General features: G+C 67.9%; 16 protein-coding genes. 6 read left to right on the top strand and 10 right to left on the bottom strand.

Going from position 1 to position 18919, the window contains the following annotated elements:
- Positions 1-837 (bottom strand): LysR family transcriptional regulator (locus G3N93_RS15935; RefSeq protein WP_206133447.1); only part of this gene is annotated, 837 nt, incomplete at its 3' end.
- Positions 838-950: 113 nt separating this feature from the next.
- Here G3N93_RS15935 and G3N93_RS15930 point away from each other — a divergent pair.
- Positions 951-2471, top strand: a complete 1521-nt coding sequence (locus G3N93_RS15930) for a CoA-acylating methylmalonate-semialdehyde dehydrogenase (protein WP_206133446.1) — start codon at positions 951-953, stop codon at positions 2469-2471.
- A gap of 59 nt (positions 2472-2530) precedes the next feature.
- On the opposite strand, the gene G3N93_RS15925 is transcribed toward G3N93_RS15930, so the two are convergent.
- The 8 genes from G3N93_RS15925 to G3N93_RS15890 all read right to left on the bottom strand — a co-directional run bounded on the left by G3N93_RS15925 (position 2531) and on the right by G3N93_RS15890 (position 11589).
- Positions 2531-3415, bottom strand: a complete 885-nt coding sequence (locus tag G3N93_RS15925) for a MurR/RpiR family transcriptional regulator (RefSeq protein WP_174934546.1) — start codon at positions 3413-3415, stop codon at positions 2531-2533.
- Positions 3416-3712: 297 nt separating this feature from the next.
- Positions 3713-4885 (bottom strand): Gfo/Idh/MocA family protein, encoded by a 1173-nt coding sequence (locus G3N93_RS15920; RefSeq protein WP_206133445.1) that lies wholly within the window; start codon positions 4883-4885, stop codon positions 3713-3715.
- 53 nt (positions 4886-4938) lie between these two features.
- Positions 4939-5865 (bottom strand): TIM barrel protein, encoded by a 927-nt coding sequence (locus G3N93_RS15915; protein ID WP_206133444.1) that lies wholly within the window; start codon positions 5863-5865, stop codon positions 4939-4941.
- Positions 5866-5897: 32 nt separating this feature from the next.
- Entirely contained in the window at positions 5898-6911 is a 1014-nt protein-coding gene (locus G3N93_RS15910) for a Gfo/Idh/MocA family protein (RefSeq protein WP_174989217.1), read from the bottom strand.
- A 59-nt stretch (positions 6912-6970) separates the two neighbouring features.
- On the bottom strand, positions 6971-7882 hold the full coding sequence (locus G3N93_RS15905; protein ID WP_206133443.1) for a sugar phosphate isomerase/epimerase family protein: 912 nt from the start codon (positions 7880-7882) through the stop codon (positions 6971-6973).
- A gap of 76 nt (positions 7883-7958) precedes the next feature.
- On the bottom strand, positions 7959-8984 hold the full coding sequence (locus G3N93_RS15900) for an ABC transporter permease (protein WP_174934556.1): 1026 nt from the start codon (positions 8982-8984) through the stop codon (positions 7959-7961).
- A gap of 26 nt (positions 8985-9010) precedes the next feature.
- Entirely contained in the window at positions 9011-10594 is a 1584-nt protein-coding gene (locus G3N93_RS15895) for a sugar ABC transporter ATP-binding protein (protein WP_174934558.1), read from the bottom strand.
- Between the two features lie 68 nt (positions 10595-10662).
- A complete protein-coding gene (locus tag G3N93_RS15890; protein ID WP_174934560.1) occupies positions 10663-11589 on the bottom strand; it encodes a sugar ABC transporter substrate-binding protein in 927 nt (308 codons plus the stop codon).
- A 317-nt stretch (positions 11590-11906) separates the two neighbouring features.
- On the opposite strand from G3N93_RS15890, the gene iolC reads away from it, so the two are divergent.
- The 5 genes from iolC (at position 11907) to G3N93_RS15865 (ending at position 18209) form a co-directional block, all read left to right on the top strand.
- The gene (gene iolC, locus G3N93_RS15885) at positions 11907-13865 is read left to right on the top strand and encodes a 5-dehydro-2-deoxygluconokinase (RefSeq protein WP_174934566.1); all 1959 of its coding nucleotides are present in this window, start codon (positions 11907-11909) and stop codon (positions 13863-13865) included.
- Positions 13866-13905: 40 nt separating this feature from the next.
- Entirely contained in the window at positions 13906-15789 is a 1884-nt protein-coding gene (iolD, locus tag G3N93_RS15880) for a 3D-(3,5/4)-trihydroxycyclohexane-1,2-dione acylhydrolase (decyclizing) (protein ID WP_174935225.1), read from the top strand.
- Between the two features lie 61 nt (positions 15790-15850).
- On the top strand, positions 15851-16780 hold the full coding sequence (iolE, locus tag G3N93_RS15875; RefSeq protein ID WP_174934569.1) for a myo-inosose-2 dehydratase: 930 nt from the start codon (positions 15851-15853) through the stop codon (positions 16778-16780).
- Positions 16781-16816: 36 nt separating this feature from the next.
- Positions 16817-17632, top strand: coding sequence for a 5-deoxy-glucuronate isomerase (gene iolB, locus G3N93_RS15870; protein ID WP_206133442.1), 816 nt, complete (start codon positions 16817-16819; stop codon positions 17630-17632).
- An 82-nt stretch (positions 17633-17714) separates the two neighbouring features.
- On the top strand, positions 17715-18209 hold the full coding sequence (locus tag G3N93_RS15865) for a heme-degrading domain-containing protein (RefSeq protein WP_174934582.1): 495 nt from the start codon (positions 17715-17717) through the stop codon (positions 18207-18209).
- Between the two features lie 22 nt (positions 18210-18231).
- On the opposite strand, the gene G3N93_RS15860 is transcribed toward G3N93_RS15865, so the two are convergent.
- Positions 18232-18919 (bottom strand): MFS transporter (locus G3N93_RS15860; protein WP_206133441.1); only part of this gene is annotated, 688 nt, incomplete at its 5' end.

The raw sequence follows: 18919 nt of genomic DNA, 5'->3' as shown, positions 1-18919 counted from the left end.
GATGTGGTCGCCGAACGCACCCGACGGCCGCCAGCCGTCGAGCAGCGCGACCAGCCGGCCGGCATCGAGATCGCGCTGCGCGCTGAAATCCGGCAGCAGCGCGATGCCGAGCCCGCCGAGCGCGGCCTCGCGCATCGCCTCGCTGTTGTTCGCCGCGAAGCTGCCGCGCACCGGCACGCTCACACGCTCGCGCCGACGGCCGTGCGGCTCGAAGCTCCATGCGGCCGGCTCGTTGTCGCGCAGGTAGCACAGGCAGCTGTGATCGACGAGCTCGCTCGGGTGTCGCGGCGCGCCACGCGCGTCGAGGTAGTCGCGGCTCGCGACGAGCAGCGAGCGCGTGTCGCACAGCTTCCAGGCGACGTGGGTCTGCGGCGCGGTGGTCGTATGGCGGATCGCGAGGTCGAAACCCTCCTGCGTCAGCGAATGCAGCCGATCCGACAGGTCGAGCTCGATCTGCACGCCCGGATGCTGCCGCAGGAAATCGGGCAGGTGCGGCACGACCTGCTGGCGCCCGAGCGCGACCGGCACCGTCAGGCGCAGCAGGCCGCGCGGTTCTCCGGCGAGATCCTTCACGCGCGCGAAGTGCTGCCCGATCGACTCGAACGCGTCGCGCGTGCTGTCGACGAGCGTCTGGCCGGCGTCGGTGAGCCGCACGCTGCGCGTCGTGCGCCGCACGAGCGGCACGCCGGCCGCTTTTTCGAGATCGGCGATGCGCTGGCTCATCGCGGCCTTGCTGATGCCGAGCCGCTGCGCGGCGGCGGTGAAACTGCCGGCCGCGGCCAGCACCGTCAGCGAATGGATATGCGGCCAGAGCGCCTGGACATTTTGCTGATTCATCCGGTGATTATTCAGAATTCTGAACAGTGAATCAAGCTGCGCGGCCTTCTCCCGCCCGGTGCGTTTGCCTAGACTGGGTGCTGTCCACCCTCACCCGATCCCCAGGAGACACGATGAATCCGGTTCCCGCGTACACCTCCGACGCCGACGTCGGCCACTATGTCGACGGCGCGCCCGTCGCCGGCCGCAGCGGCCGCTTCCAGGACGTCCTCAATCCCGCGCTCGGCCGTGCGGTGCGCCGCGTGGCGCTCGCCGACGACAGCGAAGTGCAGCAGGCCGTCGCGTCGGCCAACGCCGCGTTCCCGGCCTGGGCCGCGACGCCGCCGATCCGCCGCGCGCGCGTCATGCACCGCTTCCTGCAACTGATGAACGAGCATCGCGACGCCCTCGCGGCGATCATCACGGCCGAGCACGGCAAGGTATTCTCCGACGCGCAGGGCGAAGTCGCCCGCGGCATCGACATCATCGAATTCGCGTGCGGCGTGCCGCAACTCCTGAAGGGCGACTTCACCGACCAGGTCAGCACCGGCATCGACAACTGGACGATGCGCCAGCCGCTCGGCGTCGTCGCGGGCATCACGCCGTTCAACTTCCCGTGCATGGTGCCGTGCTGGATGTTCCCGGTCGCAATCGCGACGGGCAACACGTTCGTGCTGAAGCCGAGCGAGCGCGACCCGTCGGCGGCCCTGTTCATCGCCGACCTGCTCACGCAGGCCGGGCTGCCGGCCGGCGTGTTCAACGTCGTGCAGGGCGACAAGGGCGCGGTCGACGCGCTGCTCGACCATCCCGACGTGCAGGCCGTCAGCTTCGTCGGCTCGACGCCGATCGCGGCCTACGTGCAGCAGCGCGCCGTGCAGTCGGGCAAGCGTGTGCAGGCGCTCGGCGGCGCGAAGAACCACCTCGTCGTGATGCCCGACGCGAACCTCGAGCAGGCCGTCGATGCGCTGATCGGCGCCGCGTACGGCTCGGCCGGCGAACGCTGCATGGCGATCAGCGTCGCAGTGCTGGTGGGCGACATTGCGGACAAGATCGTGCCGCTGGTGGCCGAGCGTGCGCGCAAGCTGGTGATCGGCGACGGCATGTCGCCGGAAGTCGAGATGGGCCCGATCGTCACCGGCGAAGCACTCAAGCGCATCGAAGGCTATATCGAGCAAGGCGTGAACGAAGGCGCGCAACTGGTGGTCGACGGCCGCGGGCTGCGCGTGCCGGGTCGCGAGGCAGGCTTCTTCACCGGCGGCACGCTGTTCGACCACGTGACGCCCGACATGCGCATCTACAAGGAAGAAATCTTCGGGCCCGTGCTCGGCTGCGTGCGCGTGAAGGATTTCGGCGAGGCGGTCGACCTGATCAACGCGCACGAATTCGGCAACGGCGTGTCGTGCTTCACGAGCGACGGCGGCATCGCACGCGAGTTCTCGCGGCGCATCCAGGTCGGGATGGTCGGCATCAACGTGCCGATTCCGGTGCCGATGGCGTGGCACGGCTTCGGCGGCTGGAAGAAGAGCCTGTTCGGCGACATGCACGCGTACGGCGAGGAAGGCGTGCGCTTCTATACGCGCCAGAAGTCGGTGATGCAGCGCTGGTCGTCGAGCATCGGCAAGGGCGCCGAATTCGCGATGCCGACCGCGAAGTAACCGCCTGACGGCATGCCGCCCGCGGCTCTGTCATGCGGGCGGTGCGCCGGCAGGATGCGTCAGCCGGCCTTCGTGCCGTGCGCGCCGTCGGCGGTCGGCAGGTACGACAGTTCGAGCCGGTACGCGAGCGCGACGAACAGGCTCTGCGCAAGACCCATCGTGGCGGTCAGCGCGCGGAAGCCGAATGTGGCGCTGTCCTGCACCATCAGCGTCACCTCGGCCTCCCGCGCCAGCGGGCTCATCCGGCTGTCGGTGATCGCGATCAGCCGCGCGCCGCGCTGCACGGCCTGCTGCGCGACCTGCACGGTTTCCTCCGCATACGGCATGAACGAGATGACGATCATCACGTCGCCCTCGCGCACCGAGCGGATCTGCCCGAGATGCATGCTGCCGAGCGCGCTGAACAAGCCGATGCGCTTGTCGGTGTGCTGCAGCGCGTAGTCGAGGTACACGGCAATCGGAAACGCGCGCCGCGAGCCCGCGATCCAGATCGCCTGCGTTTCGGCGAGCAGGTCGACGGCCTGCGCGAGCGCCTGCGAATCGAGCGTCTGCCGCAGCTGCTGCATCCCGGCGATGCTGCCCTTGATGAACTCGTCGGCGATCTGCTCGGGCTGCAGGCTCGACGAGCCCGATTCGATCACGTCGCGCAGCCGCAGGTTGTACGCGCGTCCCGGCGCGATCTGCTGCGCGATCCCTTCGCGGAACAGCCGCTGCATCTCGGAGAAGCCGGAAAAGCCGAAATGCTTCGCGAAACGCACGACAGCCGACGGCTGGACGCCGCACGCTTCCGCGAGCGACTGGATGCCTTCCAGGCCAAGCTGGTCCCGATGCGTTTCCACGTGGCGCGCAATCACCTTCAGGCGATTGCTGAGGCCGTCGTACTCCTGCGTCAGATGCTGCAGGAACTGCTCGACGGTGGCGGGAGGTTTCTCGGATGAACTCATCGGATAGCGCGAAGTTGACGGCCCCGACGTGCGCGCGATGTTGACGGACGCGGCCCGGGGCTCACCTGGATACATGCATGAAGGGCGAATTTAATCACGTTTGCGGCGCGGCCCGCGCCGCGTGCTCGCTCCCACGCGCTCGATCATCACTTGCCTACGCTCCACGGCAATACTGGAAGCGATTGTCCAACGCTCTCGCGGCGTCGTAAAGATTAGGGTGTCTACCAAGGCCGGCCGTCGGTGCGAAGCCTTGCACGACGGGCGCGCAGCGCGCCTCAGCCGGCCCGTGCCGCCGGTTCAGCGATAGTCGACCCACACGCCGCCCGCATCGGCGGAGCGCACACAGTTCTCGACCCAGCGCACGCCTTCCACGCCCGCGTGGACGTCCGGATAACGGATGTTCTTCAACGCCGCGGCGTCGCCGCGATCGGCCGCATCCATCGCGAGCGCGAAGCGCGCGTAGAGATTCGACCAGGCCTCGAACAGCCCTTCCGGATGCCCGGCGCCGATGCGATCCTCGCGCAATGCATGCGGATGCAGATAACCCATCCCGCGATCGAGCACCTGGGCGGGCTGCCCCTGCACTTCGTAGCGCAACTGGTTCGGATGCTCGTCCCACCACTCGACGCTCGCCTTCGAGCCGATCACGCGCACCTTCTGGCTGTGCGTCGAGCCCGCGTTCACCGCGCTCGACCACACGTAGCCGACCGCGCCCGTATCGTATTCCATGATCGTGAACGCGTTGTCTTCCAGCGGCGCACGACTCTTCACGAAGCTCTGCCGCGAACACATCAGGCGCTGGATCTTCAGCTCGGGCGCCATCACTTCGGAGATGTACAGCGGATGCGTGCCGATGTCGCCGAGCACGTAGCTCGGGCCCGCGAACTTCGGGTCGACGCGCCAGCGCGCGGCCGCGCTCGCGGCCTCGACACCCTCGCTGTGGAACCCGTGCGCGAACTGCATCTGCACGATGCGGATCTCGCCGAGATCGCCGCGCGCGATCATCTCGCGCGCCTGTTCAATCATCTGGTGTCCGGAATAACCGTACGCGACGCCGACGATCCGGTTCTTCTCGACCGACAGCCGCTGCAGCGCTTCGGCCTCCTCGGTCGTGAAGCACAGCGGCTTCTCGCAGACCACGTGCAGCCCCGCGTTCAGCGCGGCGCGGCAGATCTCGAAGTGCGTGTTGTTCGGCGTCGCGATCGACACCGCGCGAATGCCGTCCGGGCGGCGCGCCTCGGCGTCGAACATCGACGCGTAGTCGGGATAGCAGCGCTCGGCCGCGACGCCGAGCTTCACGCCGAACTGGCGGCCGCGTTCCGGATCGATGTCGAACGCGCCGGCGACCAGCTGGAAGCTGCCGTCGCGCAACGCGGCCGACCGGTGGCTGTAGCCGATCTGGCTGCCGAGCCCGCCGCCGACCATGCCCCAGCGAATCGAATGTCCAAGCAGAATCTGTCCGTCAATCATGATGGTGGTGTTCCAGGTCCGTGTTCAGTTCAGGGGGTGCGCGGTGCGCCGAATCATGCGAAGCCGGCCGACGCGAGAAACGCGCGGCTTGCGGCGACGTCGCGCAGGCTCGTGCCGGCATTGCGCGGATCGCGCTCCTGCTCGATCGTGATGTAGCCGGCGTAGCCGATGTCGTCGAGCGCGTGCCGGATCGACCGGTAGTCGAGCACGCCGGTGCCGATCGGGCACATCACGCCGCGCGCACACGCGGCGAAGAACGCGATGTGCTCGCCCATCACCGCGTCGTACACGGCCGCATCGATGTCCTTGAAATGTACGTAGTCGAGGCGCGCCGCGTGGCGGCGCAGCCAGGCTTCCGGGTCCATGCCCGAGTAGTAAAGGTGGCCCGTGTCGAGACAGAGGCCGGCCGTGTCGGCCGGAATGTCGGCGACGATCCGGTCGATCTCGTCCGCGAACTCGATGTAGCCGCCCGCATGCGGATGGATCACCGTGCGCACGCCGAATTCGTCGCGCGCGATCGTCGCGATCTGCCGGATCTGCTCGACCATCGCCGCCCAGCTTTCGTCCGACAGCCGCGGCGCGCGATCACCATGACCGGCCGCGTAGTCGCGTTCCTCGTGACCCCAGTCCATCACGACCAGGTACGGCGCCGCATGGCGCTGGCCGTCCTGCGTCGGCAGTTTCGGCAGCCGCGTGATCAACGCGCAGATGTCGCGCGTCTGGCGCAGCAGGTTCGGCAAGTTCCCCGGCGACACCAGATCGTCGAAGATGGAGCCGGCGGTGATGCTCAGACGCTGCCGCTCCAGCTCGGCGCTCACCACGTCCAGCTCGAGCGGGATATAGCCGTACGGCCCGAGCTCGATGCCCGAGTAGCCGGCCGCGGCCGCTTCGGCAAGCACCTGCCGCCACGGCGGCAAGTGCGGGTTCTTCACGTCGTCGACACCCCAGCAGCACGGTGCGCAACCCATCTTCATCGTCATGTCGGTCAGTCCGGCAGGTAGGCGGCTGCGGTTCAGCCGCGATAGAACGCAGGGCGTTCGGCCATCGCGATCGGTTCGACCGCCCCACTCTTTTGCGCACGCACGCAGGCGTCGGCCGCGACCGCTGCCGCGTAGCCGTCCCAGGCCGACGGCCCGGTGAGCGCGTGTGCCCGCACGCCGTCGATGAACGCCTGCAGCTCGACGTCGTACGACGCGATGAAGCGCTCCTTCCAGTCGGTCATGATCTCGACCGACTGCCGCGCCGCGTGCTTGAGCCCCACGGCCGGCGGATCGGGCAGCTTCGCGATGCCCTGCTCGCCGACCACCTCGCACTGGATGTCGTAGCCGTACTGGCAGTTCACGAAGATCTCGACGTCGATGCGCACGCCGCTCGCGGTTTCCAGCAGCACGATCTGCGGATCGGCGAGATGCGACGATGCATGGCGCGTCTTCTTCGGATAGACGACCTGCGTGCTCACGTAGTCCTCGCCAAGCAGCCAGCGCAGCACGTCGAGTTCGTGGATCAGCGTATCGGTGATCGCCATGTCGGTCGTGTAGCGCTCGCCGACCGACTGGTTGCGGTGCGCGCAGTGCAGCATCAGCGGCGCGCCGATCTCGCCGCTGTCGATCACGCGCTTCAGCGCGCGGTAACCTTCGTCGTACGGCCGCATGAAGCCGACCTGCACGAGCCGCTTGCCGTGCGCGACTTCGGCTTCGACGATCCGCATGCAGCCTTCGGCCGTGACGGCGAGCGGCTTCTCGCAGAACACGGGCTTGCCGTGCGCGATCGCGTCGAGCACGAACGCTTCGTGTGTCGGCCCCCACGACGTGACGAGCACGGCCTCTACGTCGGCAGCCGCGACCACCTCGTGGCCGTCGCCGTAGATCTCGGCGTCGAGCCCGTACTTCGTCACCGCGTCGCGCGCCTGCTGCGGATCGATGTCGTTGACGGCCACGACACGCGCGCCGGACAGCGTGCGGGTCAGTCTGCGAATATGGTCCTGGCCGATCGCACCGCAGCCGATCACGCCGATTTGCAAGGTCATCTAAAAGTCTCCAGTCGTTCATTGGCGGTGCGGCACGCGCCGCACCGGTCAGTCATTCGTCAGTGCGCGGATCGATCGAAATGACGATCGACGTAGCGCTGGATCGTGTCGCGCATGTAGCGCGACGACGCTTCCGCACGCTCCTCCCACGCGAACACGCACGACGACATCACGCCGTCGAAGCCTGCCGCGCCGAGCGCGCGAAAGAACACGTCCCAGTCGATCTCGCCCTGCCCGATGTCGAGATGCTGGTGCACGCGGATCTGGTTCGAACCCGGCGGGTTCACGATGTAGCGCAGCTGGCTGCTCTTGCGGTGATCGAAGGTATCGGCCACGCGCACGTGCGCGAGGATCGGCGCGGCCTGCGCGATCATCGCGGCCATGTCGTCGCCGTAGTAGAACGTGTGCGGTGCGATGTACGACAGCTTCAGCGACGGCGAGCCGATGTTCGTGACGATGTCGATCGCGGGCTGCAACTGCTCGATCCAGTCCTCCGGATGCGGCTCGACCGACAGCACGATGCGTTCACGCTCGAGGATCGGCAGCAGCTCGTCCATCGACCGGAACCACGCGGCTTCGCACAATTCCTTCGGGTTCGCCCCCGGCCGTTCGCCGACCGAGCGCTCGGGCGACGCGCCGCGCCCGAACTCCGACACCATCAGCGCGCACTCCATCTCGACCGCCACCTCGATCGCCTTCTTCCAGCAACGCACCGCCCATTGCCGCTCGTCCTCGAACGGGCTCGCCCAGCGGTACATCGGCTGCAGCGACGCAAGGCCGACGCCGCTCGCGCGCATCGCCTGCCGGAACGCGGCCATCCGTTCACGCGTGGCGCGCGGCATCACCCACCAGTCGAGAAAGTCGCTGCGCGGCGACAGCTCGATCTGGTCGTAGCCGAGCTCGGCCACCGCGTGCGGCAGGCGGTCGAGCGGCAGGTGGCGAATCATGTACGGGTCCAGCGCGATCTTCATCGAATGTCCTCGACGGTGGCGGGTGCCGGACGCAGGCGGCGGCACGTGCCGCCCTCGGCCGGCGATGCTTGACGGCTCAGCGGCGCTTCTTCTTGTTGCGGTACTGGTCGGCGATCACGGCCGCGACGATGATCGCGCCCTTGACCATCTCCTGGTAATACGCGTCGATGCGGATGAACGTGAAGCCCGACGTCATCACGCCGAGGATCAGCACGCCGATCACGGTGCCCGTCACGCGGCCGAGGCCGCCCGACAGCGACGTGCCGCCGATCACGACCGCCGCGATCGCATCGAGCTCGTACATCACGCCCATGCCCGACTGGCCCGAGATCGCGCGGGCGGCCGTCACGGTGCCGGCGATCCCGCTCAGCAGGCCCGCGATCGCATAGACGAAGATCAGGTGGCGCGTGACGTTGATGCCCGACACGACGGCCGCGTGACGGTTCGCGCCGATCGCATACGTGTACTTGCCGAAACGCGTGTAGCGCAGCACGACGTGGAAGATCGCGGCGACCACGAGAAAGATGATCACCGGGTTGGCACCCGCACCGATGGCCGCGAACTGGTCGGTCAGCATCGACACCGGCATCCCGTTGGTGAACCACTTTGCGAAGCCGCGCGCGGCGACCATCGTGCCGAGCGTCGCGATGAACGGCGGGATGCCCGTCATCGCGATCAGCGAGCCGTTCAGCAGGCCGACCAGCAGCCCGACGCACACGCCGGCCAGCACGGGCCAGATGATCGGCAGGTCGGTCAGGTGCGGAAACACCGCGCGTGGAAAATCGGATACCTGCGCGAGACTCGCGGATACGACCGCCGCCGCAGCCACGACCGACCCCGACGACAGGTCGATCCCGCTGGTGATGATCACGAGGTTCACGCCGACCGCGATGATGCCGATCACGGCCATCTGCAGCACGATGATCTCGAGCCGCTCGGCGTTGAACAGGAAGCTCTGGCCGACGACGATCCAGCCGACGATCTCGAAGAACAGGCTGATGCCGACGAGCACGAGGAAGATGCTCAGCTCGGGCGGCCACTTCGTGTGCCGCGTCTTGATGGTCATGGTCTGCGCATCCGCGACCGGGTTCATGTTGCCCATTTCCTTGTCTCCAATCTTGGTTCGGCTCAGCGCGACGCGAGATCCATGATGCGGACCTGGTCGGCGTCCTTGCGATCGACGATGCCGGTCATGCGCCCTTCGTGCATCACCATCACGCGATCGCTCATTCCCAGCACTTCCGGCATTTCCGACGAGATCATCAGCACCGCGACGCCCTTGCCGGCGAGCGCGCTGACGAGCCGGTGGATCTCGGCCTTCGCGCCGACGTCGATGCCGCGCGTCGGTTCGTCGAGGATCAGGATGCGCGGCTGCGTGAGCAGCCACCGGCCGATCAGCACCTTCTGCTGGTTGCCGCCCGACAGGTTCTGGATTTCCTCGTGCAGCCCGGGCGACTTCACACGCAGCATCCGGCTCATTTCCTCGCAGTCGCGCTTCAGTTGCGCCTGCCGCACGAAATTGAACTTCACGTAGCGGTTGCTGAGCACCGCGGCTTCCATGTTCGCGAGCAGGTCGAGATTCAGGAAGCAGCCGGTGTCCTTGCGGTCTTCGGTGAGGAAGGCCATCCCGTACTTCATCGCCTGCGCGGGCGTCGTGATGCGCACCGGCTTGCCGTCGATCCGGATCTCGCCCGACGTGGCCGGCACGACGCCGAACAGCGCCTCCGCGACGTTCGAGCGCCCCGAGCCGACGAGGCCGGCCACGCCGAGGATCTCGCCCGCGCGCAGTTCGAAACTCACGTCGCGGAACACGCCGTCGACGCCGAGGTTCTTCACCGACAGCACGACGTCGCCGATCGGCACTTCTTCCTTCGGGAACATCTGCGTGATCTCGCGCCCGACCATCATGCGGATGATGTCGTCGCGCGTGACGTCGCTCGATGCATGGGTGCCGATGTACTTGCCGTCGCGAAACACCGAGAACTCGTCGGCGATCTCGAACAGCTCGTTCATCTTGTGCGTGATGTAGACGATGCCCTTGCCCTGCTCGCGCAGTTGGCGAATGATCCGGAACAGGTGCGTGACTTCCTTGTCGGTCAGTGCGGAAGTCGGCTCGTCCATGATCAGCACGTCGGAGTCGAACGACACGGCCTTTGCGATCTCGACCATCTGGCGGCTCGCGACGGTCAGCGTGCGCACGTCGGTTTCCGGATCGATGTCGATCGACAGCCGCTCGAACAGCTCGGCCGTCTGGCGGCGCAGCGCGGCGTGGTCGATCAGGCCGAAGCGGTTCTTCGGTTCGCGGCGGATCCAGATGTTCTCCGCGACCGTCATGTACGGCATCAGGTTGAGTTCCTGGTGGATCATCGCGATGCCGCGGTCGAGCGCATCGAGCGGGCCGTTCAGCACGACGGGCTCGCCGTTGATCAGGATCTCGCCCTGGTCGGGCGTGTAGACGCCCGCGATGATCTTCATCAGCGTCGACTTGCCCGCGCCGTTCTCGCCCATCAGTGCATGGACGGTGCCGCGACGCACGCGGAACTGCACGCCGTCGAGCGCGACGACGCCGGGAAAGGACTTGCCGACGCCGCGCACTTCGAGCACGCAGTCGGCCGCGGAAGAAGCCGGCGGGGCCGACGAGCCGGCCGGGCCGGACGAAGCGGCCCGCGCATCGTCGCCGGCCATCGGGCGCGCGACTCTGGCTGTAAACATGGACGTTCCTCGACAAGTCGCGCGCGAACCCGGCCATGCCGGGCCCGCGCAGTTCAACGGATCACCGGTCAGTGCTTCGCGTACTGGTTCATGTTCTCGGGCGTCACCAGCTCGAACGGCACGTTCACGTAGCGGTCGACGGGCTGTTTCTTCGCGAGCTTGAGCGCGGCCGCGACGGCCTGCTGGCCCTGCCCCGCCGCGTTCTGGTACACCGACACCTTCAGCTCGCCGCTCTTCATCGACGCGAGGCCGTCCGGCGTCGCGTCGATGCCGGCGACGATCGTCTTCGGCGTCAGCTTGCGCGCGGCCTTCAGCGCGTTGATCGCGCCGATCGCCATCTCGTCGTTGTTGGAGATGATCGCGTCGAACTTCGTGCCGGAGCTCAGCCAGTTCATCGTGATGTCCTGGCCCTGCGTGCGGCTCCACTTGCCTTCGCGCTTGTCGACGATCTTCATGCCCGAGCAATCCTTCGTCGCGATCACGTCCTCGATGTCCTTGGTGCGGGCGCGCGCCGATTCGTTGGACAGTTCGCCCATCAGCACGAGAAGGTCGCCCTTGCCGCCGAGCAGCTTGCACACCTGGCGCGCCTGCAGCGTGCCCGACTGCTTCTCGTCGGACGCGACGACCGCGACGCCGGCCGGCAGCTTGTCGAAATCGACCGGCTTGCGGTTCACGTAGACGAGCGGGATCTTCGCGGCCGTCACCATCTTGGTGATCTTCGGCGTCGCGTCGGTATCGACCGCATTCACGATGATCGCGTCGACTTTCTGCGCGATCATGTTCTGGACCTGGCTCAACTGCTTGCCGACGTCGTTGCCGCCGTCCTCGATCTGTACCGTCGCGCCATCCTTCTTCGCCGAATCGGCGATGCTGTTGCGCAGGATGGTCAGGAACGTGTCGTCGAACGACGCCATCGTCACGCCGATCTTCTCGGCATGCGCGAGCGGCGCAGCCAGGATCGCGGCGGCCGCGACGGCCATCAGCTTGGTCTTCATGATCAATCTGTCTCCTCATCTCCGGGGGGCGGAAGACGGCGCGTTGCGCGCCGCCGGGCCGAGTCCGATCTGGTCCGATCGGGACTGAAGCATCCGGATGAAACTGTAGATCACTTCCTCGAAAATTTGGAAATTTATTTCTACGTGATTTCACCTAGGGAACTGTATTTCCAAAAAGTCTAGACTCCGTTCCGTAGCCCGATTCCTTGCGGCAGGCAGTCCCGCGTCGTGCAGTACACGGTGCGGACGGCCGCCAGAGGATCGGTCCCCTAATCCGCCGGCATCGCCGAACGCCGGCCGCGAGCGTGACACGTGATATGAGCCTGCTGAACTTTCCGAGTGACCGCCCCATCGATCTCGCCTGCCTCGGCCGCGTGGCCGTGGATCTCTATGCGCAGCAGTACGGCAGCCGTCTGGAGGATGCGCGCAGCTTCCAGATGTATCTCGGCGGCTCGTCCGGCAACGTGGCGTTCGGCGTGGCCCGGCTCGGGCTGAAGACCGCGATGATCTCGCGTGTCGGCGACGAGCAGATGGGCCGCTTCCTGCGCGAGACGCTCGAGCGCGAAGGCTGCGACACGAGCCAGCTGCAGACCGACCGCGAGCGCCTCACCGCGCTGGTGCTGCTCGGGCTGAAGGATCGCGACACGTTCCCGCTGCTGTTCGTGCGCGAGAACTGCGCGGACATGGCCGTGCGCGCCGACGAGATCAGCGAGGACTTCATCGCCGGCTGCCGCGCGCTCGCGATCACCGGCACGCATCTGTCGACGCCGGGTACGCGCGAGGCGTCGCTGACGGCACTCGGTTATGCGCGCCGCCATGGCGTCGTGCGGATTCTCGACATCGACTACCGGCCCGTGCTGTGGGGACTGACCTCACGCGGCGCGGGCGAAAACCGCTACGTGCCGGACGCGCAGGTGACGCGGCAACTGCAGCAGGTGCTCGGCGAATTCGACCTGCTGGTCGGCACCGAGGAGGAATTCCTGATCGCGGGCGGCGTGCCGCACGACGTGATCGGCTCGTTGCAGGCGGTGCGCAACATCACGAACGCGACGCTGGTCGTCAAGCGCGGCGCGCTCGGCTGCTGCGTGATAGAAGGCGACATTCCCGCCCGCATCGACGATGCACCGACCTTCCTCGGCGAACGCGTCGAGGTGCTCAACGTGCTCGGCGCGGGCGACGCGTTCCTGTCGGGCCTGCTGTCAGGGCTGCTGCGCGGCCGCGACTGGGCCGAGTCGACGCGCATCGCGAACGCGTGCGGCGCGATCGTCGTGTCGCGCCACGCGTGTTCGGCCGCGATGCCGACGCCGGCCGAGCTCGCGCACTGGTTCGACGGCAGCCGCAATCCGGTGGTCGACGCCGACCACACGCTCGCGCACCTGCATCGCGTGACGGTGCCGCGCCGCGAATGGGACGACCTGTGCGTAATGGCGTTCGACCATCGCAGCCAGTTCTACGAACTCGCGGTGCAGGCCGGCGCGGACGAAGCGCGGATCAAGACGCTGAAGCGCCTGCTCGTGCGCGCGGTCGAACAAGTCGAGCGCGATCGTCATATCGAAGGCCACGTCGGTGTGCTGATCGACGGTGGCGGCTACGGCAGCGACGCGCTTGCGTCGGCGACCGGACGCGGCTGGTGGGTCGGCCGCCCGGTCGAGCTGCCGGGCTCGCGGCCGCTGCGTTTCGACGAAACGCGCTCGGTCGGCTCGTCGCTCACGCACTGGCCGACCGAACAGGTCGTGAAGTGCCTCGTGCACTATCACCCCGACGACCAGGTCGACCTGCGCGTCGAACAGGAGCAGCGCGTGCTGGAACTGTGGGAAGCGACGCGCGCCAGCGGCAACGAACTGCTGCTGGAAATGATTCCGCCGCGCGCGGTTACGCCGGCCGGCACCGAGGACGACGCGGTGCTGCGCACGATCGCGCGCTTCTACAACCTCGGCGTGATGCCCGAATGGTGGAAGCTCACGCCGCTGAGCGCCGACGGCTGGACGCGGCTCGCCGCGCTGATCGCCGAGCGCGACCCGCACTGCCGCGGCGCGGTGATCCTCGGGCTGAACCAGCCGCTGCAATACCTCGTCGACAGCTTCCGCTCGGCGACCAACCCGATCGTCAAGGGCTTCATGGTCGGGCGCACGCTGTGGGCCGACGCTTCGCTGAACTGGTTCGCCGGCCGGATCGACGACCAGGCGCTGATCGACGAAGTCGCCGGCAACTTCGCGCAGCTGGTCGACGCGTGGCTCGGCCGCCGTGCCGCGGCCGCCCGCGCCGACGCAGCCTGACGCGACGCCTGCGATGACCCATTCCTCTTCACCGACCGACATGACCTCTACCGTGAGACTGACCGTCAGCCAGGCGCTCGTGCGCTACCTGGCCGCCCTGCGCGCCGAAGTCGTCCAGCCCGACGGCCGCACCGAGATCCTGCCGTACTGCGGCGGCGTGTTCGCGATCTTCGGCCATGGCAACGTGGCCGGGCTCGGCGAGGCGCTGCACGCGGAAAAAGACCGCCTGCCGACCTTCCGCGCCCATAACGAGCAAGGGATGGCCAATGCGGCCGTCGCGTTCGCGAAAGCGAATTTCCGCCAGCGGATGATGGCCGCGACGTCGAGCATCGGCCCCGGCGCGACCAACATGCTGACGTCGGCCGCGCTCGCGCACGTCGGCCGGCTGCCGCTGCTGCTGCTGCCCGGCGACGTGTTCGTGTCGCGGCTGCCCGACCCCGTGCTGCAGCAGGTCGAGGATTTCGAACAGGGCGACGTCAGCGCGAACGACTGCTTCCGGCCGGTCACGCGCTACTTCGACCGGATCACGTCGCCCGAGCAGTTGCTCGTCGCGCTGCCGCGTGCGATCCAGGTGATGACCGACCCCGCGCAATGCGGCCCCGTGTGCCTCGCGTTGCCGCAGGACGTGCAGACTTTCGCGTACGACTGGCCCGAGGATTTCTTCGCGCCGCCGGTGATCCGGATGCGCCGGCCGCCGGCCGACACGCTCGAACTCGCCGATGCGCTCGACGTGCTGAAGGCCGCGAAGAAACCGCTGATCGTCGCGGGCGGCGGCGTGCTGTACAGCCAGGCGTGGGACGCGCTGCGTGCGTTCGCCGATACGCATGGCGTGCCGGTCGCGGAATCGCAGGCCGGCAAGGGCAGCCTCGCGTGGGACCACCCGCTGAATCTCGGGTCGATCGGCGTGACGGGCTCGCCTGCCGCGAACCGTGCGGCCGCGCAGGCCGACGTGGTGTTCGCGGTCGGCACGCGGCTGCAGGATTTCACGACCGGCTCGCATGCGCTCTACGGCAACGCGACGCTCTTGAGCCTAAACGTGCAGCCGTTCGACGCGGGCAAGAAACGCGGCCGTCAACTGGTGGCCGATGCGCGCACGGGCCTCGGCCAGCTGTCGGCCGCGCTGGCCGGGTGGCGCGCCGATCCGGCATGGACCGCCAGCAACCGCGACCAGGCCGCCGCATGGAACGCGCGCGTGACCGAACTCACGACCCGCATGCCGAAAGACACGCTCCCGTACGACGCGGAAGTGATCGGCGCGGTGCGCGATTCCGCAACCGACGCGGGACTCGACAGCGCGCGCGACGACCTCGTCGTCTGCGCAGCCGGCACGCTGCCGGCCGAGCTGCACAAGCTGTGGCGCAGCGGCGTGCCGGGCAACTACCACATGGACTATGCGTACTCGTGCATGGGCTACGAGGTCGCGGGCGGCCTCGGCGCGAAGCTCGCACGGCCCGAGCGCGAAGTGATCGTGATCGTCGGCGACGGCTCGTACATGATGCTCAACGCGGAACTCGCGACGTCCGTGATGCTCGGCCGCAAGCTCATCGTCGTGATCCTCGACAACCGCGGCTACGGCTGCATCGAGCGGCTGCAACTGAATTGCGGCGGCGCGAGCTTCAACAACATGCTCGACGACTGCGTACCGGAGGGCGGCGAACGCTCGACGATCGATTTCGCGATGCATGCGCGCGCGATGGGCGCCGAAGCCGTGCACGTGCGCGACATCGGCGAGCTGCGCAGCGAGATGAAGCGCGCCCGCGCGGCGACGAAGAGCCAGGTGCTCGTGATCGACACCACGCACCGGCGCACGACCGACGACGGCGGCGCGTGGTGGGAAGTCGCGGTGCCGCAGGTGTCCGAACGCGCCGGCGTCGAGGCCGCGCACCGCGCGTATCTCGATGCGAAGACCGGGCAGCGGCGCTGATGGCGCGCACGGCCCACGCACCCTCCCCGCGAAAAACACATTCGAACCAAGGAAGCACGTCATGAGCTGGAACGTCCGCATCGGTATCAATCCCCTGTCGTGGATGAACGACGACCTGCCGTCGCTCGGCGGCGAGACGCCGCTCGAAACGGCGCTGAAGGAAGGCGCCGAAATCGGCTACGCGGGCTTCGAGCTCGGCAACAAGTTTCCGAAGACGGGCCCCGAGCTGAAGGCGAAGCTCGCGGAGTTCGGCCTCGTGTGCGTGTCCGGCTGGTACTCGGGTTTCCTCGCCGAAGTCGCGCCGGGCATGAGCGACGCCGATGCGGTCGCCGCGGAGATCGAGCGCTGCCGCGCGCACATGACGAAGCTGCAGTACAACGACGTGAAGGTGGTGGTCTACGGCGAATGCGCGGGCACGATCCAGGGCAACATCGACACGCCGGTCGCGAAGCGGCCGCGCTTCGTCGACGACGCAGCCTGGCGGCGCTATGCGGCGCGCCTCGACGCGTTCGGCGCGCACCTGCTCGACACGTACGGGATCAAGCTCGCCTACCATCACCACATGGGCGCGTACGTCGAATCGCCCGACGACGTCGACCGGCTGATGGCGCTGACCGACCCGGCGAAGGTGTTCCTGCTGTTCGATACCGGCCACGCATATTTCGGCGGCGCGGCCGACCCGGTCACGCTGTTGAAGAAGCATGTATCGCGCGTCGTTCACGTGCATTGCAAGGACGTGCGGCCGCAGGTCGTCACGCAGGCGCGCAACGACGGCTGGAGCTTCCTGAACGGCGTGATCAACGGCACCTTCACGGTGCCGGGCGACGGCGCGCTCGACTACGAGGCGACGCTGCACGCGCTGAAGGACGCCGGCTACGAAGGCTGGCTCGTGGTCGAGGCCGAGCAGGATCCGGCCGTCGCGCCGAGCTATGCGTATGCGAAGAAGGGCTACGAATCGCTGCGCGCGATCGTCGACCGGTTGAGCGCGTGAACGCGTGAGCCCTACTCTATTGCGGAGCCCCACCCCATGACGATTTCTCCCCTGCTGGTCAAGGCCTCTGCCGACCGCGAGATCTGCAACGTCACGCCCGAGTCGGCCGGCTGGAAGCACGTCGGTTTTCGGGCGCTGCGCCTGACGGCCGGCGACACCGAAACGCTCGACACCGGCGCGCGCGAGCTGTGCGTCGTCGTGCTCACCGGCACGGTGCGCGCGGACATCGACGGCACGACCTACGATGCGCTCGGCAAGCGCGACAGCGTCTTCGAGGACGTGTCGCCGGACGCGCTGTACGTGCCGGGCGGCAAGACAGTCACGCTGGTCGCGACGCGCGATGCGGAAATCGCGCTGTGCACCGCGCCGTACGCGAGCGGCGACAAGCCCGTGCAACGCCTCGACGGCGAACGGATGCGCCGCTCGGTGCGCGGGCAAGGCACCAACACGCGCTACGTGTGCGACATCCTGATGGGCGACAACCCGGCGGCCGACCGGCTGCTCGTGGTCGAGGTCGTCACGCCGGCCAGCCATTCGAGCAGCTATCCGCCGCACAAGCACGACCGCGACGCGGCGCCGGAAGAAACGTCGCTCGAGGAAACCTATTACCACCGGATCGATCCGCCGCAGGGTTTCGCGTTCCAGCGCGTATACACGGACGACCGCAGCCTCGACGAAGCGTGCGCGGTCGAAGACCACGACGTCGTGATGGTGCCGCGCGGCTACCACCCGGTCGTCGCGCCGCACGGCTACAACCTGTACTACCTGAACGTGATGGCCGGGCCGAGCCGCGCGTGGGCGTTCAAGAACGATCCCGCGCACGAGTGGATGCTCGACGCACCGAAGCGCTGATGGAAAGACGGGCCCGCGCGCGGCCCGTGACGATGCGACGCCCGGCACGCGCACCCAGAGCCGGCGACGCCACGGAGCCGCCATGGTGACGACCCTCTTTCGCCTCGAACCCCATCCCTTCGACGACGACGCGTCGAACCCGCCGCTGCCGCGCTTCGATGCGGCCGTCGCCCGCCGGATGGGTGAAATCGCTGTCAACCTTGCGTCGCGCCGCGGGCTGCCGATCGCGGTGAGCATCGTCGGCGAGCAGGCGCCGCTGTTCTACTGCGCGCTCGACGGCAGCGCCGCCGGCGACAGCGACGCGATCCGCCGGCGGCAGAACACGGTATTGCGCTTCGGCCTGAGTTCGCTCGCGGTCGGCGAGCGCTTTCGACGCGCCGGCTGGTCGCTGCAGTCGCAGGGACTGTCGGATGACGACTATGCGCTCGACGGCGGCGGCGTGCCGTTGCGGATCGCCGGCACCGGCATCGTCGGCGCGATGACGATCGCGGGGCTCGACGACGCGCGCGATCATGCGCTCGTCGTCGAGTGTCTGCGATGGCACGTCGGCGCGAACGCGCTTGCGATGAGCACGTAGCCGCCGTTGCGCCGTCACGCGGTCACGAACGGCGCGTCGGCAGCACGTCGAGCGTGCGCGCCGGCCGTTGCGCCATGGCGGCGTCGGCCTCCTCCGGGATATCGTCGAGCGACCGGTTGTTGGTGCGCGGCCCGAACGCGCCGATCGACAGCATCACGATCAGCATGCTGCCGCCGATCAGCGCGAACACCGCCGACACGCCCGCCCGCTCGAGCAGCAGCGCGACGATGAAACTGCTGACGGCCCCGGTCAGGCGGCCGATCGAATGCACGAAACCGAGTGCGCGCCCGCGGATCGCGGTCGGAAACAGTTCCGACTGGTACGCGGTGCCGTTGCTCGCGAGCACCGTGCTCGACAACGTGACGAGCAGGCCGAACGCGATCACGAACGGCGCTTGCGCCGACATCGCGAACGCGCTGCCGAACAGCGCCACGCCGAACGCCGACGCGACGATGAGCCACTTGCGCTCGATCCGGTCCGCGACCAGACCGGCGACGAGCGGCGACACCGGATAGGCAAACGCGATCACGAACGCATAGCCGAGACTCTTCGCGACGGTTGCGCCCTGGGCGGCGAGCAGCGTCGGCAGCCATTGGCTGAAGCCGAAGAAGCCGATGCTCAGGAACCCGTTGAATGCAATCAGCATCGCGGTGCGTCCGCGGTATCGCGCCCCCCACATCGACGGGACCGGAAGGCCCACCCGTCTGACA

Source organism: Burkholderia sp. Se-20378 (assembly GCF_017104665.1).
Taxonomy (GTDB): Bacteria; Pseudomonadota; Gammaproteobacteria; order Burkholderiales; family Burkholderiaceae; genus Burkholderia; species Burkholderia lata.
The sequence above is the reverse complement of the archived record's forward strand: the minus strand, read 5'-3'. Positions and strand labels throughout refer to the sequence as shown.

Excerpts from the sequence above, each read along its gene's own strand:
- G3N93_RS15930 (WP_206133446.1), top strand. The coding sequence starts at position 951 with ATGAATCCGGTTCCCGCGTACACCTCCGACGCCGACGTCGGCCACTAT.
- G3N93_RS15925 (WP_174934546.1), bottom strand. The coding sequence starts at position 3,415 with ATGAGTTCATCCGAGAAACCTCCCGCCACCGTCGAGCAGTTCCTGCAG.
- G3N93_RS15920 (WP_206133445.1), bottom strand. The coding sequence starts at position 4,885 with ATGATTGACGGACAGATTCTGCTTGGACATTCGATTCGCTGGGGCATG.
- G3N93_RS15915 (WP_206133444.1), bottom strand. The coding sequence starts at position 5,865 with ATGACGATGAAGATGGGTTGCGCACCGTGCTGCTGGGGTGTCGACGAC.
- G3N93_RS15910 (WP_174989217.1), bottom strand. The coding sequence starts at position 6,911 with ATGACCTTGCAAATCGGCGTGATCGGCTGCGGTGCGATCGGCCAGGAC.
- G3N93_RS15905 (WP_206133443.1), bottom strand. The coding sequence starts at position 7,882 with ATGAAGATCGCGCTGGACCCGTACATGATTCGCCACCTGCCGCTCGAC.
- G3N93_RS15900 (WP_174934556.1), bottom strand. The coding sequence starts at position 8,984 with ATGGGCAACATGAACCCGGTCGCGGATGCGCAGACCATGACCATCAAG.
- G3N93_RS15895 (WP_174934558.1), bottom strand. The coding sequence starts at position 10,594 with ATGTTTACAGCCAGAGTCGCGCGCCCGATGGCCGGCGACGATGCGCGG.
- G3N93_RS15890 (WP_174934560.1), bottom strand. The coding sequence starts at position 11,589 with ATGAAGACCAAGCTGATGGCCGTCGCGGCCGCCGCGATCCTGGCTGCG.
- iolC (WP_174934566.1), top strand. The coding sequence starts at position 11,907 with ATGAGCCTGCTGAACTTTCCGAGTGACCGCCCCATCGATCTCGCCTGC.
- iolD (WP_174935225.1), top strand. The coding sequence starts at position 13,906 with ATGACCTCTACCGTGAGACTGACCGTCAGCCAGGCGCTCGTGCGCTAC.
- iolE (WP_174934569.1), top strand. The coding sequence starts at position 15,851 with ATGAGCTGGAACGTCCGCATCGGTATCAATCCCCTGTCGTGGATGAAC.
- iolB (WP_206133442.1), top strand. The coding sequence starts at position 16,817 with ATGACGATTTCTCCCCTGCTGGTCAAGGCCTCTGCCGACCGCGAGATC.
- G3N93_RS15865 (WP_174934582.1), top strand. The coding sequence starts at position 17,715 with ATGGTGACGACCCTCTTTCGCCTCGAACCCCATCCCTTCGACGACGAC.